A 15448-nucleotide genomic window follows, 5' to 3' on the forward strand; every position below is an offset into this window, starting at 1 on the left:
CTTAATATGCACGCAGAGTTTTGAATACCGAGGCCAGCTTACTGGCATCTTTGATGCCCGGTTGCGACTCTACGCCTGAATTGAAATCGAGGCCTGCGCAGCCGGTTTTGGCTGCTTCCACACAGTTATCCGGGCTAAGTCCACCCGCCAGCAGGACATTGTCCAGCACTTCACCGTTCAGCAGTGACCAGTCAAAACGCTGGCCTGTACCGCCCTGGCCGTTATCGAGCACGTATTTATCAACATGATTCAGGTTACGCGCGGGGAGGACACTGCCGACGCTCTGCGCTTTCCAGATCTGAACCTGAGGAGCCAGCACGGCACGCAGGGCATCGATGTACGCCTGATCTTCATCACCGTGCAACTGTACTGCGCTCAGGGATAACGCTTCGGCTTTTGCCGCCACGTCAGCAATATCAGCGTTACGGAAGACGCCCACATAGCTGAGTGGGGCGGCCGCGATCACCTTGCGTGCCTGCTCATCGCTCACCGCACGCGGTGAGGAGTCCACAAAGATCAGCCCGCCGTAAATAGCCCCCGCCTCATAGGCGGCCTGGGCATCCTGTTCGCGGGTTAAGCCGCACACTTTGTTTTCACCCAACAACACGCGACGCACTGCGGCATTGAGATCGTCATGTGCCATCATCGCGGAGCCAATCAGGAAACCGTTGGCGAAGTGGCTCAGTTCGCGCACCTGGGCGTAGCTGTTGATCCCGGATTCACTGATAACGGTCACGCCAGAACCCAGACGCGGTGCCAGCTGGCGCGTACGGTTCAGGTCAATTGACAGATCGCGCAGATCGCGGTTGTTAATCCCGACCACTTTCGCCTGCAGTGCAATGGCTCGCTCCAGCTCTTCTTCGTTGCTCACCTCGGTCAGCACGCCCATGTTGAGGCTGTGCGCCACCGCAGCCAGCTGGCGATACTGCTCATCGTCGAGCACTGAGAGCATCAGCAGGCAGGCGTCAGCCTGGTAAAAACGCGCCAGCCAGATCTGGTACGGGTCGATAATAAAGTCTTTGCACAGAATCGGTTGCGGCGCGATGCCGCTGACCACAGGCAGAAAATCAAAGCTGCCCTGGAAATATTTCTCATCCGTCAGCACGGAGATCGCGGACGCATGATGCTTATAAATGCCGGCAATACGCGCCGGATCGAAATCCTCGCGGATAACGCCTTTCGATGGGGACGCTTTTTTGCACTCAAGAATAAATGCGGTGCGCGCGCCCTGCAGGGCATCATAGAAACGACGGCTGCTTGGGACGACGTCGTTCTGAAAACTGGCAAGCGGTTGCTGCGCTTTGCGGGCTTCCACCCAGATGGCCTTATCGGCAACGATTTTCGCTAAAACGGTCTGCATTCTTTACCCTCTTGCCGCAAGTGCGGTAACGCGATCGTAAGCTGCACCAGAGCGCAGTACGTCCAGAACTTTTTGTGCGTTGGCTTTGAGGTCCTCCTCGCCGTGCAATCGCATCAGCATGGCGACGTTGGCTGCCACGGCAGCCTCATGGGCGACCTCTCCCTTACCTTGTAATAAGCGCGTGAGAATGTCACGGTTTTCTTCTGGCGTGCCGCCTGCCAGTGCCTCCTGGTGATATGGCGTTAAACCAAAGTCAGCGGCTTCAAGCTGGTAGCTCAGGATCTCGCCGTCGCGCAGTTCCGCGACCAGGGTTGGCGCGTGAAGCGACACTTCATCCATCCCCCCGCTGTGAACCACTGCCGCGCGCTGATAACCGAGCACGCGCAGGGTTTCTGCAATCGGCAGGACCAGCTCCGGGCTGTAAACGCCGATCAGTGCCAGCGGCGGATGAGCCGGGTTGATCAGTGGCCCCAGCACGTTAAACAGCGTGCGCGTTTTAAGCTGCTGGCGAACCGGCATCGCGTGGCGGAAACCAGTGTGATACTTCGGCGCAAACAGGAAGCAGACGCCCAAATCGTCCAGCGCTTCACGGGAGCGTTCGGCGTTCATATCCAGGTTAATACCGAAGGCAGCCAGCAAATCGGATGACCCCGAGCGGCTGGAGACGCTGCGGTTACCGTGTTTTGCCACTTTCAGGCCACACGCTGCGGCCACGAAGGCGCTGGCGGTGGAGATATTGATGCTGTTGCTGCCATCTCCCCCGGTGCCGACGATATCCGCGAACTGATAATCCGGGCGTGGGAAGGGGGCGGCATTTTCCAGCAGGGCCGTGGCGGCACCGGCAATTTCTTGCGGGCTTTCGCCGCGCACTTTCATGCTTACCAGCGCGGCCGCCAGCTGTTCAGGTTTCAGCTCACCGCGAACCACGGCGGAGAAGAGCTGGTGGCTCTCCTGCTGGCTCAGGGTCTGCGCCTGATACAGTTTTTCAAGAATCGGTTGCAGCGTGTTGGTCTGCTCCAGTTTCTGCAACGCCCAGTCCAGCGTCTGCTCCAGCAGACGCGCGCCGTGGGTCGTGAGAATCGACTCCGGATGGAACTGCATGCCGCAGACGCGATCCGCATCGTGGCGCACGGCCATCACCATCCCTTCAAACGAGGCGTTAATGGTCAGGCCGGCAGGGATGTTACTGCCTACCAGCGAGTGGTAACGCGCAACCGGCAGTGGATTCGGCAGCCCGGCAAACATCGCCTGGCCGTCATGTTCAATGCTGGAGGCTTTGCCGTGCAGAATTTCGCCTGCCTGACCCACGTAGCCGCCATAGGCTTCCACTATCGCCTGGTGACCCAGGCAGATGCCGATAATCGGCAGTTTACCGCGCATACGGGTCAGCAGCTCCGGCATACAGCCTGCTTCGCTGGGGGCGCCGGGGCCAGGGGAGAGCATCAGCACCGGGTTTTGCATGGTTGCAAGACGGTCTATCAGCGTCTGTGCCGGAACATGGTTACGATAGATAACGACGTTATGACCATTCGCACGCAGCTGATCTGCCAGGTTATAGGTAAAAGAGTCGATGTTATCGAGCAGCAGAATGTCAGCCATCAGAAAATCTCCTGTGCGTGATGTGCGGTAGCAATGGCGCGCAATACCGCGCGGGCTTTACTGCGGGTTTCGTCAGCTTCAGACTGCGGAACAGAATCAAGAACAATGCCTGCGCCCGCCTGCACGGTGGCGATACCGTCTTCGACGTAGGCGGAGCGGATCACAATGCAGGTATCCAGATCGCCGTGGGCGGTGAAATATCCCACTGCACCGCCGTAGCTTCCGCGACGGCGTCCTTCAGCTGCAGCAATCAGTTGCATAGCACGGACTTTCGGCGCGCCGCTCAGCGTACCCATGTTCATACAGGCGCGGTAGGCGTGGAGCACGTCGAGGTCGCTGCGCAGTTCGCCCACCACGCGGGACACCAGATGCATGACAAACGAGTAACGATCAACTTTGGTTAAATCCGCCACGTAGCGGCTCCCTGGGGTACAAATGCGTGCCAGGTCGTTACGGGCCAGGTCAACCAGCATCAGATGCTCGGAGAGCTCTTTATGGTCGGTACGCATCTCCAGCTCGATACGGCTGTCGAGATCGCGATCCAGTGTTCCATCGGCGCGACGGCCGCGTGGACGGGTTCCGGCAATCGGGTAGATCTCAATCTGGCGGCTGGTGGCGTCATATTTCAGTGAGCTTTCTGGCGACGCACCAAACAGGGTGAAATCGTTGTCCTGCATAAAGAACATGTACGGGCTTGGGTTGCTCTTTTTCAACACCTCATAGGCCGCCAGCGGCGACGGGCAGGGCAGAGAGAAACGACGGGACGGAACCACCTGGAAAATTTCTCCGGCGCGAATCGCTTTTTGCATCTGGCGAACCACGGCACCGTACTGATCGTCGCTCTGATTAACATCGCAGGTCATCTTCTCGACGCGCTGTACAGGCAACTCAGGCGGCGCTTCAGTCATTTTCAGCTGTAACTGCGCAATACGCTGCTCAAGACGTTTTTTCTCCGTTGCTGATGGCGTGAAGAGGCTTGCCTGAATACGGGTGTATTTTTTCTGGTGGTCGATCACCAGTAAGGTTTCGGCCAGATAGAAGCAGTAGTCCGGGCAGCGGTTACCCTGTTCGATCTCCCGTAAATCTTCGAAGCCGGCTACCAGGTCGTAGGCAAACAGCCCGCCGAAGAACATTGCTTCGCGTTCGTCTTCCGGCACGGTGACCAGATTTTGCAGCAGGCGGAAGGCATCAAAAACGGAAAGAGAGCAAAGGCGCGCGTCTTCGTCCAGCAACTGGCTCACCGGCGGGAAGTGCAGAACCCGCATTTCCGGATGGTGTTCATTCTGGATACCAGCAGGCAGGCTCGCATCCAGCAATGGCAGCAGGGCCGCACCGTTGTCTGACAACGCCCTGATAGTGACAGTGTCACCTAGCGCGGTAATGCGCAGTGCGCTGTCGACCAACAGCAGGCTCTTGAGATCGTCTTTGCTGTCGATATCAGCGGACTCCAGCAACAACGTGGCTGGACGCGCACCGCAGACCTGATGAAACAGCGCGGTTGGGTTGTGGCGATAGGCCGCCTCGCTGGTCAGCAATTCGAGGTGTGGTTTGGCTGTTTGCATTATGTTGTTCTCATTTATTCTGTTCAAAAAAAAGCCCGCTGGTGAGCGGGCGGGTATCTGTTTGCTGTACGCAGACGTGTGACACTGCCCGAAAGTCAGGAAGTGCGCCACCAACCGTGCAGAGTAAAATGTGCAGTCATTTTCAGATACCTTTCTCGTGTGAACTTGCGTACTAGTTAACTAGTTCGATGGCGTGTTGTCAACCCTTGATTTCAGAATTTCGTGGCAAGTCGGTATCATGGGCTTTTAAGATGTCTTTAACCTGTGACGGGAAGTGCTTTGAGCGATACCACCTACGCCGTAATTTATGATTTACACAGCCATACCCAGGCTTCTGATGGTCTGCTGACGCCCGAAGCGTTGGTTCATCGTGCCGTTGAGATGCGTGTCGGCACGCTAGCCATAACCGATCACGATACAACCGATGCGATTCCGGCTGCGCGCGCTGAGATTGCCCGCAGCGGTCTGGCGCTCAATCTGGTTCCCGGCGTCGAGATATCGACCGTCTGGGAGAATCACGAAATTCATATTGTTGGCCTGAATATCGATATAGACCATCCGGTAATGTGTGCGTTTTTGCAAGAACAAAAAACGCGCCGCAACCAGCGTGCAGCAATGATCGGTGAGCGTCTTGAAAAGGCGCATATTCCGGGCGCACTTGAAGGTGCGCAAAAGCTGGCGAACGGTGGAGCGGTGACGCGCGGCCATTTTGCCCGTTTTCTGGTGGACGCGGGCAAGGCGACGACGATAGCGGATGTCTTTAAACGCTATCTGGCTCGCGGGAAAACCGGATACGTTCCGCCACAGTGGTGTACAATAAAACAAGCTATTGATGTGATTCATCATTCTGGCGGTAAGGCCGTGCTGGCCCATCCGGGGCGGTATAATCTTTCTGCTAAATGGCTGAAAAGACTGCTGGCGCATTTTGCCGAATGCGGTGGCGAGGCGATGGAAGTCGCCCAGTGTCAGCAGGCGCCCAACGAGCGTTCGCAGCTTGCGACCTACGCGCGTCAGTTCGGTTTGCTGGCGTCACAAGGTTCAGATTTTCATCAGCCCTGTGCGTGGATCGAGCTGGGACGTAAGCTCTGGCTACCCGCAGGCGTCGATCCTGTCTGGCAGCTCTGGGAACAGCCACAGCAACTTGAAGAGAGGGAAGTATGAGTCAGTTTTTCTATATTCATCCGGATAACCCGCAGCCGCGTCTGATTAATCAGGCCGTGGAGATCGTGCGAAAAGGTGGCGTTATCGTCTACCCGACCGATTCGGGTTACGCTCTGGGCTGCAAGATTGAAGATAAAGGGGCGATGGAGCGTATTTGCCGCATTCGCCAGTTGCCGGACGGCCACAACTTTACCCTGATGTGTCGCGACCTGTCCGAATTGTCGACCTATGCTTATGTTGATAACGTGGCATTTCGTCTGATTAAAAATAACACGCCGGGCAACTACACCTTCATCCTGAAAGGGACGAAGGAAGTTCCACGCCGTCTGTTGCAGGAAAAGCGCAAAACCATCGGGATGCGCGTACCCTCTAACCCAATTGCCCAGGCCTTGCTGGAAACCCTTGGCGAGCCGATGCTCTCGACCTCGCTGATGCTGCCCGGCAGTGAATTCACCGAGTCCGATCCGGAAGAGATTAAAGATCGTCTGGAGAAGGTGGTTGAACTGATTATTCACGGTGGCTATCTTGGCCAACAGCCGACCACAGTGGTCGACTTAACTGAAGATGCACCGGAAGTGATTCGTGAAGGTGTGGGTGATGTTAAGCCTTTCTTGTAAGGGTGTAAGCAGCTATACTACGCGGCCATCAAATCGGGGCATGGCCCTGGTTTGACCTGATTCGACGCCTGTGAAGGCGACACCTGAGGAAGCTCAATGAGCGAGAAGTTACAGAAAGTGCTGGCGCGTGCCGGCCACGGCTCACGCCGTGAAATCGAAGCCATTATTGAAGCCGGCCGCGTGAGTGTGGACGGTAAAATCGCCACGCTGGGTGACCGCGTAGAAATCGTTCCGGGGCTTAAGATCCGTATCGACGGTCATCTTATCTCGGTCAAAGAATCTGCTGAACAGATCTGCCGCGTGCTCGCGTACTACAAGCCGGAAGGTGAGCTGTGTACGCGTAACGACCCTGAAGGGCGTCCGACGGTATTTGACCGTCTGCCTAAACTGCGTGGCGCACGCTGGATTGCCGTTGGCCGTCTGGATGTGAACACCTGCGGTCTGCTGTTGTTCACGACGGATGGTGAGCTGGCAAACCGTCTGATGCACCCAAGCCGTGAAGTGGAACGCGAATACGCCGTGCGCGTGTTTGGCCAGGTTGATGAGAACAAACTGCGCGACCTGTCTCGTGGCGTCCAACTGGAAGACGGCCCTGCGGCGTTCAAAACGATCAAATTTACCGGCGGCGAAGGCATCAACCAGTGGTACAACGTCACCCTGACCGAAGGCCGTAACCGTGAGGTTCGTCGTCTGTGGGAAGCGGTGGGTGTGCAGGTTAGCCGTCTGATCCGTGTTCGCTATGGCGACATTCTGCTGCCAAAAGGTTTACCACGCGGTGGGTATACCGAACTGGACCTGACCCAGACCAACTACTTGCGTGAGCTGGTTGGCCTGACGCCAGAAACCACCTCAAAAGTGGCGGTAGAGAAAGATCGTCGTCGCATGAAGGCGAACCAGATCCGCCGTGCGGTGAAACGTCACAGCCAGGTAAGCAACAATCGCCGCTCTGGCAGCCGTAATAACAACGGTTAAAAATAAAAGCCCGGCTAACATCGCCGGGCTTTTTTCTTAGTAATCAATACCGATTTGCGCTTTTATACCGGCATCAAAAGCATGTTTCACCGGGCGCAATTCGCTGACGGTATCTGCCAGCTCCAGAATATCCCGATGACAACCTCGCCCCGTGACGATCACCGTCTGATGCGCCGGGCGGTTCTTCAACGCCTCCAGCACGGCGTCCAGCGGCAGATAATCGTAGGCGACCATGTAGGTGAGCTCATCCAGCAGCACCATGTTTAGCGTGGGATCCGCCAGCATTCGTTTGGCATGCTCCCAGACCGCGAGACAGGCGGCTGTATCAGTCTCCCGGTTCTGTGTATCCCACGTAAATCCTGTTGCCATCACCTGGAACTCAACCCCGAGCGGTTCGAGTAAATTACGTTCACCGTTGGGCCATTCGCCTTTAATGAACTGAATCACGCCCACTTTCTGCCCGTGTCCTACGGCGCGCGTGGCCGTACCAAACGCGGCGGTGGTTTTGCCTTTGCCGTTGCCGGTAAACACGATGATAATCCCGCGCTCGTCCTGCGCAGCGGCAACACGGGCATCAACCTGTTCTTTCAGGCGCTGCTGGCGCTGTTGATGACGTTCTTCACTCATTGCGAAATCCCGGGTTTACGGCCTGGCTGGGCATCAAAGGTCATCCCGGTTTTGCGGCGGCTGTCATCGCCCATCAGCCAGAGATAGAGTGGCATGATATCTGCCGGCGTTTTTAGCTTCTGTGGATCTTCCGTCGGGAAGGCGCTGGCGCGCATTTTGGTACGCGTTCCGCCTGGGTTAATGCAGTTCACACGCAGATGACGGCTTTGATACTCTTCCGCCAGCACCTGCATCATCCCTTCGGTCGCGAATTTTGAGACGGCATACGCCCCCCAGTTTGCGCGACCTTCGCGTCCTACGCTCGAGGAGGTGAACACCAGTGAGCCGGAATCAGAGTTAAGTAATAAAGGAAGCAGTGCCTGGGTCAGGAAAAACGTTCCGTTGATATTGACCTGCATGACCTGCTGCCAAATCTCAGGATCCTGTTCATCCATTGGGCGAACTTCCCCAAGCAAGCCGGCATTGTGCAGTACGCCATCCAGCCGTGGGTAGTGGGTGCTGATACGTTGGGCAAGTTCCTGGCATGTTGCGGGTGTGCAGGTGAGCAAATCGAGCGTATACCAGCGGGCGGAAGAGCCGCCTGCGGCTTCAATCTCCTGAGCCACACCTTTCAGTTTTTCTTCGTTACGGCCAATAAGGATGACGCTTGCGCCATATTCAGCGTACGTGAGTGCCGCTTCGCGGCCAATTCCATCGCTGGCACCGGTGACAAGAATGATGCGGTTCTGCAGCAGATTTTTTTGCGGTTGATAATGCACGGTGACCCCCTGGCGCACAGTAACTCAAAGACGCCTTCTTTTATGACTTTTCGGCTTTATGCCCGAATTAGCATGAGAATTCAATCAGTCTACAGGACGCATTGCTGTGAAATTAACAATTTGCAAATATTTAAACCAGAATCGGGGGATTCCTGAAGACGGCTCGCAGAGGTAATGTCACGAGCGAGACGCATGGGCAGGGCTGTTGTACACTGCCGTGAAAGATTCGTGGTTAAATCAAGGTGGAACGCGTGGAATTACTTTCTCAATATGGGTTGTTTTTGGCAAAAATCGCGACGGTGGTGATTGCCATTGCGGTGGTTGCCGTTCTGGTTGTCAACCTGACGCAGCGCAAACGTCAGCGTGGTGAGTTACGCATTACCCGCCTGAGCGAACAGTATCAAGAGATGCAGGAAGAGATGTCGCTGGCTCTGCTTGATAGTCATCAACAGAAACTGTGGCACAAAGCGCAGAAGAAAAAGCATAAACAGGACGCCAAAGCGGCAAAAGCGAAAGCGAAGCTTAATGCGGCGCAGGAAAAGGCTAAACCACGCGTCTACGTGCTCGATTTTAAAGGCAGTATGGATGCCCATGAAGTTGCCTCCCTGCGTGAAGAAGTCACCGCTGTGCTTGCCGTGGCTAAACCGCAGGATCAGGTGGTTGTCCGTCTCGAGAGTCCGGGTGGGGTCGTTCATGGTTATGGGCTGGCGGCTTCGCAGCTACAGCGTCTGCGTGAAAAACAGATCCCGCTGACCGTCGCGGTGGATAAAGTCGCAGCGAGCGGCGGTTATATGATGGCCTGCGTGGCGGATAAAATTGTCGCGGCACCGTTTTCTATTATTGGCTCCATCGGCGTGGTGGCGCAAATCCCGAACTTTAACCGCTTCCTGAAAAGCAAAGAGATCGACATTGAATTACATACGGCGGGTCAGTACAAACGTACCCTGACGCTGCTGGGGGAGAACACGGAAGAAGGACGTCAGAAATTCCGAGAAGATCTCAATGAAACCCATCACCTCTTTAAAGACTTTGTGCACCGTATGCGCCCGGCGCTTGATATTGAGCAGGTGGCAACAGGTGAGCACTGGTGCGGTACGCAGGCGCAGGAAAAAGGGCTGGTGGATGACGTGGGCACCAGTGACGACCTGCTGTTGAATCTGATGGAAGGGCGTGAACTGGTTGGCGTGCGCTTTACCCAGCGTAAGCGACTGCTTGACCGCTTTACGAATAGCGCGGCGGAAAGCGCGGATCGCCTGCTGCTCCGCTGGTTGCAACGCGGACAAAAACCGTTGCTGTAAACAAAAACGCGAGGCCAGTGCCTCGCGTTTTACGTTAATCGACCAGGTGATATTTCTCTGAAAGCGTGTGCGCCAGGTATTTAAACATATTGAACACGGCGGTGCTTTTCGGGGTAGGTAACCCTTGTTCGTCAAGGAAGTATTCGCCGCTGAATACCAGCACGCCGTTACGTTGTTCCACGCCGGTCGCTTCAATGCCCGACAGGGTGTCTTCATGGTCACGAATCAGCTTATTTGCTTCGATAAGCAGTGAGGCTCGATCAATCGGTTGGGTTGTATTCTGCATAATCCACTCCTTAAACAGTGACAATAGTCTACGCCCGGGGCGCTTTAGGGGCAAATTTTCCCTGTAATGTGAGGGGGTAAGGCGCGGTGACCTGGCTGGCGGGATTTGCTTTTGCATGCTAATAAAGTTGCGTAACGAATTTTATCAGGTAGAGTGTGCGCTTTCGTCATTCTGGCAACAGAATTGCTTGACATTCAAGCGGGAATTCGTCACGAATTACATCCGATGTGAGAAAAATACCCGATAACTCAATCACCTGGGCGTTAACGCTTTGACGTTCAGTTAGACAAAGGGGTTGATATCCCCTGACGCAGTCGCAATATCAATGGCTCGTCGTCAGCGGAAGGGAAATCAACATGCGGCGTATTCCTGGAAGAATTAAATTAGGTAAAGGTGAATATGGGTAAAGCTCTCGTCATCGTTGAGTCCCCGGCAAAAGCCAAAACGATCAATAAGTATCTGGGTAATGACTACGTGGTTAAGTCCAGCGTCGGTCACATCCGCGATTTGCCGACCAGTGGCTCAGCCAGCAAAAAGAGCGCAGACTCTACCTCCACCAAAGGGGCTAAAAAGCCTAAAAAGGATGAACGTAGCGCGCTTGTCAACCGCATGGGTGTTAACCCATGGCATAACTGGGATGCACACTATGAAGTGCTGCCCGGCAAAGAAAAAGTCGTTAACGAGCTGAAGCAGCTTGCTGAAAAAGCAGACCACATCTATCTCGCAACCGACCTTGACCGCGAAGGGGAAGCCATTGCCTGGCACCTGCGGGAAGTGATCGGGGGTGATGACAAACGCTACAGCCGTGTAGTGTTTAACGAAATTACGAAGAATGCGATTCGTCAGGCGTTTGAGAAGCCGGGTGAACTGAACATTGACCGTGTTAACGCGCAGCAGGCACGCCGTTTCATGGACCGCGTTGTGGGCTACATGGTTTCTCCACTGCTGTGGAAAAAGATTGCCCGCGGCCTGTCCGCAGGGCGTGTGCAGTCCGTTGCCGTGCGTCTTGTTGTTGAGCGTGAGCGTGAAATTAAAGCCTTCGTCCCGGAAGAGTTCTGGGAAGTGGATGCCAATGTCACCACGCCAGGCGGAGATGCACTGCCGCTGCAGGTGAGTCATCAGAATGACAAACCGTTCCGTCCAGAAAACCGTGACCAGACCATGGCTGCTGTGGCGCTGCTGGAAAAAGCACGCTATCAGGTTCTTGAGCGTGAAGACAAACCGACCAGCAGCAAACCTGGCGCACCGTTTATTACGTCTACGCTGCAACAGGCGGCGAGCACGCGCCTGGGTTATGGCGTGAAGAAAACCATGATGATGGCCCAGCGTCTCTATGAAGCTGGTTATATCACCTACATGCGTACTGACTCGACCAACCTAAGTCAGGATGCCGTCAACATGGTGCGCGGCTACATCAGTGACAACTTCGGCAAGAAATACCTGCCAGCGAGTGAAAACCAGTACGCCAGCAAGGAGAACTCACAGGAAGCGCACGAAGCGATTCGTCCTTCTGACGTCTCCGTGTTAGCCGAATCGCTGAAAGATATGGAAGCGGATGCCCAGAAGCTGTATCAGCTCATCTGGCGTCAGTTCGTGGCCTGTCAGATGACGCCTGCACAGTATGACTCCACCACGCTGACTGTAGGCGCGGGTGATTTCCGCCTGAAAGCGCGTGGCCGTATCCTGCGCTTCGATGGCTGGACGAAAGTGATGCCTGCGCTGCGTAAGGGTGATGAAGACAGAACGCTGCCTGCGGTAAACAAAGGGGATGAGCTCTCTCTGGTCGACCTCGTGCCTGCCCAGCACTTCACCAAGCCGCCTGCGCGTTTCAGCGAAGCGTCTCTGGTTAAAGAGCTTGAAAAACGCGGTATCGGCCGTCCTTCCACCTATGCGTCGATTATTTCGACCATTCAGGACCGCGGTTACGTTCGTGTTGAAAACCGTCGTTTCTATGCGGAAAAAATGGGCGAGATCGTCACTGACCGCCTGGAAGCCAACTTCCGCGAACTGATGAACTACGACTTCACCGCGCAAATGGAGGACAGCCTCGATCAGGTTGCCAGCCACCAGGCTGAGTGGAAAAAGGTTCTCGACAGCTTCTTCAGCGACTTTACCAACCAGCTTGAAAAAGCCGAAAAAGACCCTGAAGAGGGCGGCATGCTGCCGAATCAGATGGTCCTGACCAGCATCGACTGCCCAACCTGCGGCCGTAAAATGGGGATCCGTACTGCGACCACGGGCGTTTTCCTGGGTTGTTCTGGTTACGCTCTGCCGCCGAAAGAACGCTGCAAAACCACCATTAACCTGGTACCTGAGAACGAAGTGCTCAACGTGCTGGAAGGTGATGATGCGGAAACCAACGCCCTGCGTGCCAAACGTCGCTGTAAGAAATGCGGCACCGCGATGGACAGCTACCTCATCGATCCAAAACGTAAATTGCACGTCTGCGGTAATAACCCGACCTGTGATGGATATGAGATCGAAGAGGGTGAGTTCCGCATTAAAGGCTACGATGGCCCGATCGTTGAGTGTGAGAAGTGCGGTTCTGAAATGCACCTGAAAATGGGGCGCTTCGGTAAGTACATGGCCTGTACCAACGACGAGTGTAAGAATACGCGTAAAATCCTGCGTAACGGTGAAGTCGCGCCGCCGAAGGAAGATCCGGTTCCGCTGCCAGAGTTGCCGTGCGAGAAGTCCGACGCTTACTTCGTGCTGCGTGATGGTGCTGCCGGCGTGTTCCTGGCGGCAAACACCTTCCCGAAATCGCGCGAAACCCGTGCGCCACTGGTGGAAGAGTTGTACCGTTTCCGCGACCGCCTGCCTGAGAAACTGCGCTATCTGGCCGATGCGCCACAGCAGGATCCGGAAGGCAATAAAACCGTTGTGCGTTTTAGCCGTAAAACGAAGCAGCAGTATGTTGCGGCGGAGAAAGAGGGTAAGGCAACCGGCTGGTCAGCATTCTTTGTTGATGGTAAATGGGTTGAAGGCAAGAAATAATCTTTCCTTACCGTAACTTACCTGTTAAAGGGCCGGACTTCCGGCCCTTTTTTATTACCTTGTTATTATTTTTTGTTCCGTACTATACAGTCAGGCTATAAATGATATAGTGGTTATAGTTAACCCTTTTCTTATTATCAAATCGTCTTAAGCGATTGACCGCGTGCGCTAAATCGGATGGTCTGGCATGAAATTACAGCAGCTTCGTTATATCGTTGAGGTGGTAAATCACAACCTTAACGTCTCTTCTACCGCTGAGGGGCTATATACCTCCCAGCCGGGCATCAGCAAGCAGGTCCGCATGCTGGAAGATGAGTTAGGTATTCAGATTTTTGCTCGTAGCGGTAAACACCTCACCCAGGTGACGCCCGCGGGGCAGGAGATTATCCGCATCGCGCGGGAAGTCCTTTCTAAAGTCGATGCCATAAAATCCGTGGCGGGGGAGCATACCTGGCCGGATAAAGGCTCGCTGTATATTGCCACCACCCATACCCAGGCGCGTTATGCACTACCGGGCGTCATCAAGGGCTTTATTGAACGTTATCCGCGAGTTTCTCTCCATATGCATCAGGGCTCGCCAACGCAAATCGCCGAGGCGGTATCGAAGGGCAATGCGGACTTTGCTATCGCTACGGAAGCCCTTCACCTGTATGACGATCTGGTGATGCTCCCGTGCTACCACTGGAACCGCTCAATTGTTGTGACGCCCGATCACCCGCTGGCGGGCAAGGGGTCGGTGACGATTGAAGAGCTGGCACAGTATCCTTTAGTGACCTATACCTTTGGCTTCACCGGGCGGTCTGAGCTTGATACGGCTTTTAACCGGGCAGGACTAACGCCGCGTATCGTCTTTACCGCAACGGATGCTGACGTTATTAAGACCTATGTTCGGCTTGGACTGGGGGTGGGCGTGATTGCCAGCATGGCGGTCGATCCGGTGTCAGACCCTGACCTCGTCCGTCTTGATGCGCACGATATTTTCAGCCATAGCACCACCAAGATTGGCTTCCGCCGTAGCACCTTCCTGCGTAGCTATATGTATGATTTTATTCAGCGCTTTGCCCCACATTTAACGCGTGATGTCGTCGACACGGCCGTGGCATTACGTTCAAATGAAGATATCGAAGAGATGTTTAAAGACATCAAACTTCCGGCAAAATAATCACTCCCGGTATCTTTCCCTCCAGGAAAGATACCGAAATAACCTCTCAAAGCTAAATTAGAATTATCATCATCTGCAGTTTCCTGCCATATAATGTCATTAACCATTTAATTAGTAAGGTTATAATGTCGTGAATTGGCGACAAAAGTAGAACTAATTTTTAGCTTCGCAAATATTTCCTTTCAAATATTTATTTCTGGTCAAAAGAATGAATATTTCCCATCAATAGATACGTAAATTCACTGGCTTTTCGGCTAAAGTTTCTTTAGGATTTATCTCAACAGATGATTAATTGTACCAATTGTTTGGTCTCTAAATGATAAGCGATATCGATTGTATGAGGTTAGCAATGCCTTCAGGAAGTGAAGAACCGCAAAGGGATCCAGCGCTCAAGCGTAAAGCCTGGCTGGCGGTCTTTCTCGTCTCCGCCCTGTTTTGGGTGGTGGTTGCTCTCCTGGCCTGGAACTATTGGGGTTGAATATGGCAGTGACGGTACGTACAGAAACAGTTAAACAGATGTGTCAGCTTCGTGACAGCGGCCACAAAGTGCGCAAAGCACCTGCCACTGCCGTACCCGCGTCCTGGAAACTGACGCCGCAGCAGCAAGCGTTTATTGATGTGTTCGCAGAAGACGAACCCAAAAAACAATAATTTAGTAAATTGCGTAATGATGCAAATAGTCTGAATAACGGCTCAATGCTTTTGTACTCTTTAATAAATACACATCAGCAATATTGAACTGAGGACAGACCTCGGAACCTTTAATAATAATGCCTGGTGTCCCTATGATGAATAACATGATGTCTATGAAATACTGGTCATGGCTCGGCGTTTTTTCCGCGTCGATTCTGTTCTGGTCTCAGCTTATCTGGCTGGCCTTCCACTAAATCGTAAAACCTCGCTTCGGCGGGGTTTTTTGTTTTACCCCCTGAACGGGAACATTCCTGGATTTATCATTTCGGGTTGTTATCAAAACGTTACGACATCTTTGTGTTATCTTTAATTACAGCCCTGATGATTGTCAGGACATCTCTGTAATTAAGGAGGAG

16 protein-coding genes and 1 other annotated feature are annotated in these 15448 nt (G+C 54.1%); of the genes, 9 read left to right on the forward strand and 7 right to left on the reverse strand.

The window, feature by feature from the left end; genetic code table 11:
* Position 1 precedes the first annotated feature (1 nt).
* The 4 genes from trpCF to trpL form a co-directional block, all read right to left on the reverse strand.
* Positions 2 to 1360, reverse strand: a complete 1359-nt coding sequence (gene trpCF, locus ACTJJI_RS13935; protein WP_047361575.1) for a bifunctional indole-3-glycerol-phosphate synthase TrpC/phosphoribosylanthranilate isomerase TrpF — start codon at positions 1358 to 1360, stop codon at positions 2 to 4.
* Positions 1361 to 1363: 3 nt separating this feature from the next.
* The gene (gene trpD, locus ACTJJI_RS13940; protein ID WP_047361576.1) at positions 1364 to 2959 is read right to left on the reverse strand and encodes a bifunctional anthranilate synthase glutamate amidotransferase component TrpG/anthranilate phosphoribosyltransferase TrpD; all 1596 of its coding nucleotides are present in this window, start codon (positions 2957 to 2959) and stop codon (positions 1364 to 1366) included.
* Complete coding sequence (locus ACTJJI_RS13945; protein ID WP_440654490.1) at positions 2959 to 4521, reverse strand: anthranilate synthase component 1; 1563 nt, start codon at positions 4519 to 4521, stop codon at positions 2959 to 2961. Before ACTJJI_RS13945 ends, trpD begins: the two co-directional genes overlap by 1 nt.
* 25 nt (positions 4522 to 4546) lie before the next feature.
* Positions 4547 to 4640 (reverse strand) — a sequence feature (Trp leader region).
* Complete coding sequence (gene trpL, locus ACTJJI_RS13950) at positions 4617 to 4661, reverse strand: trp operon leader peptide (RefSeq protein ID WP_106993556.1); 45 nt, start codon at positions 4659 to 4661, stop codon at positions 4617 to 4619. It overlaps the preceding feature by 24 nt.
* 139 nt (positions 4662 to 4800) lie before the next feature.
* Here trpL and rnm point away from each other — a divergent pair, with 139 nt between their 5' ends.
* From rnm to rluB, 3 genes are all read left to right on the forward strand, one after another.
* Positions 4801 to 5682: an RNase RNM gene (rnm, locus tag ACTJJI_RS13955; RefSeq protein ID WP_014832228.1), complete on the forward strand. Its 882-nt coding sequence runs from the start codon at positions 4801 to 4803 to the stop codon at positions 5680 to 5682.
* Positions 5679 to 6299, forward strand: coding sequence for an L-threonylcarbamoyladenylate synthase (locus ACTJJI_RS13960; RefSeq protein ID WP_003856793.1), 621 nt, complete (start codon positions 5679 to 5681; stop codon positions 6297 to 6299). The genes rnm and ACTJJI_RS13960 overlap by 4 nt, the downstream gene beginning before the upstream one ends.
* A 96-nt stretch (positions 6300 to 6395) precedes the next feature.
* A complete protein-coding gene (gene rluB / locus ACTJJI_RS13965; RefSeq protein ID WP_014832227.1) occupies positions 6396 to 7271 on the forward strand; it encodes a 23S rRNA pseudouridine(2605) synthase RluB in 876 nt (291 codons plus the stop codon).
* 36 nt (positions 7272 to 7307) lie between these two features.
* On the opposite strand, the gene cobO is transcribed toward rluB, so the two are convergent.
* Positions 7308 to 7898, reverse strand: coding sequence for a cob(I)yrinic acid a,c-diamide adenosyltransferase (gene cobO, locus ACTJJI_RS13970; protein ID WP_063427619.1), 591 nt, complete (start codon positions 7896 to 7898; stop codon positions 7308 to 7310).
* Positions 7895 to 8656, reverse strand: a complete 762-nt coding sequence (locus ACTJJI_RS13975) for a YciK family oxidoreductase (protein ID WP_014832225.1) — start codon at positions 8654 to 8656, stop codon at positions 7895 to 7897. The genes cobO and ACTJJI_RS13975 overlap by 4 nt, the downstream gene beginning before the upstream one ends.
* 251 nt (positions 8657 to 8907) lie before the next feature.
* Here ACTJJI_RS13975 and sohB point away from each other — a divergent pair, with 251 nt between their 5' ends.
* A complete protein-coding gene (sohB, locus tag ACTJJI_RS13980; RefSeq protein WP_440654494.1) occupies positions 8908 to 9954 on the forward strand; it encodes a protease SohB in 1047 nt (348 codons plus the stop codon).
* A 34-nt stretch (positions 9955 to 9988) separates the two neighbouring features.
* Here sohB and ACTJJI_RS13985 read toward each other — a convergent pair whose 3' ends face one another.
* Positions 9989 to 10240, reverse strand: coding sequence for a YciN family protein (locus tag ACTJJI_RS13985; RefSeq protein ID WP_248062048.1), 252 nt, complete (start codon positions 10238 to 10240; stop codon positions 9989 to 9991).
* Between the two features lie 399 nt (positions 10241 to 10639).
* Between ACTJJI_RS13985 and topA the strand changes: the two genes are divergently transcribed.
* The 5 genes from topA to ymiC all read left to right on the forward strand — a co-directional run bounded on the left by topA (position 10640) and on the right by ymiC (position 15286).
* Positions 10640 to 13237, forward strand: a complete 2598-nt coding sequence (gene topA / locus ACTJJI_RS13990) for a type I DNA topoisomerase (protein ID WP_046887713.1) — start codon at positions 10640 to 10642, stop codon at positions 13235 to 13237.
* Between the two features lie 187 nt (positions 13238 to 13424).
* Positions 13425 to 14399 carry an HTH-type transcriptional regulator CysB gene (gene cysB / locus ACTJJI_RS13995; RefSeq protein WP_006175683.1) on the forward strand — a complete coding sequence of 325 codons (975 nt, stop codon included), beginning with the start codon at positions 13425 to 13427 and terminating at the stop codon, positions 14397 to 14399.
* Positions 14400 to 14736: 337 nt separating this feature from the next.
* Positions 14737 to 14877, forward strand: coding sequence for a YmiA family putative membrane protein (locus ACTJJI_RS14000; RefSeq protein ID WP_216595843.1), 141 nt, complete (start codon positions 14737 to 14739; stop codon positions 14875 to 14877).
* A 38-nt stretch (positions 14878 to 14915) separates the two neighbouring features.
* Entirely contained in the window at positions 14916 to 15050 is a 135-nt protein-coding gene (locus ACTJJI_RS14005; RefSeq protein WP_072095078.1) for a hypothetical protein, read from the forward strand.
* 137 nt (positions 15051 to 15187) lie between these two features.
* A complete protein-coding gene (ymiC, locus tag ACTJJI_RS14010) occupies positions 15188 to 15286 on the forward strand; it encodes a small membrane protein YmiC (protein WP_014832221.1) in 99 nt (32 codons plus the stop codon).
* Positions 15287 to 15448: the final 162 nt, after the last annotated feature.

The sequence above is a fragment of the Enterobacter sp. 22466 genome (assembly GCF_052044775.1).
Classification (GTDB): domain Bacteria; phylum Pseudomonadota; class Gammaproteobacteria; order Enterobacterales; family Enterobacteriaceae; genus Enterobacter; species Enterobacter dissolvens.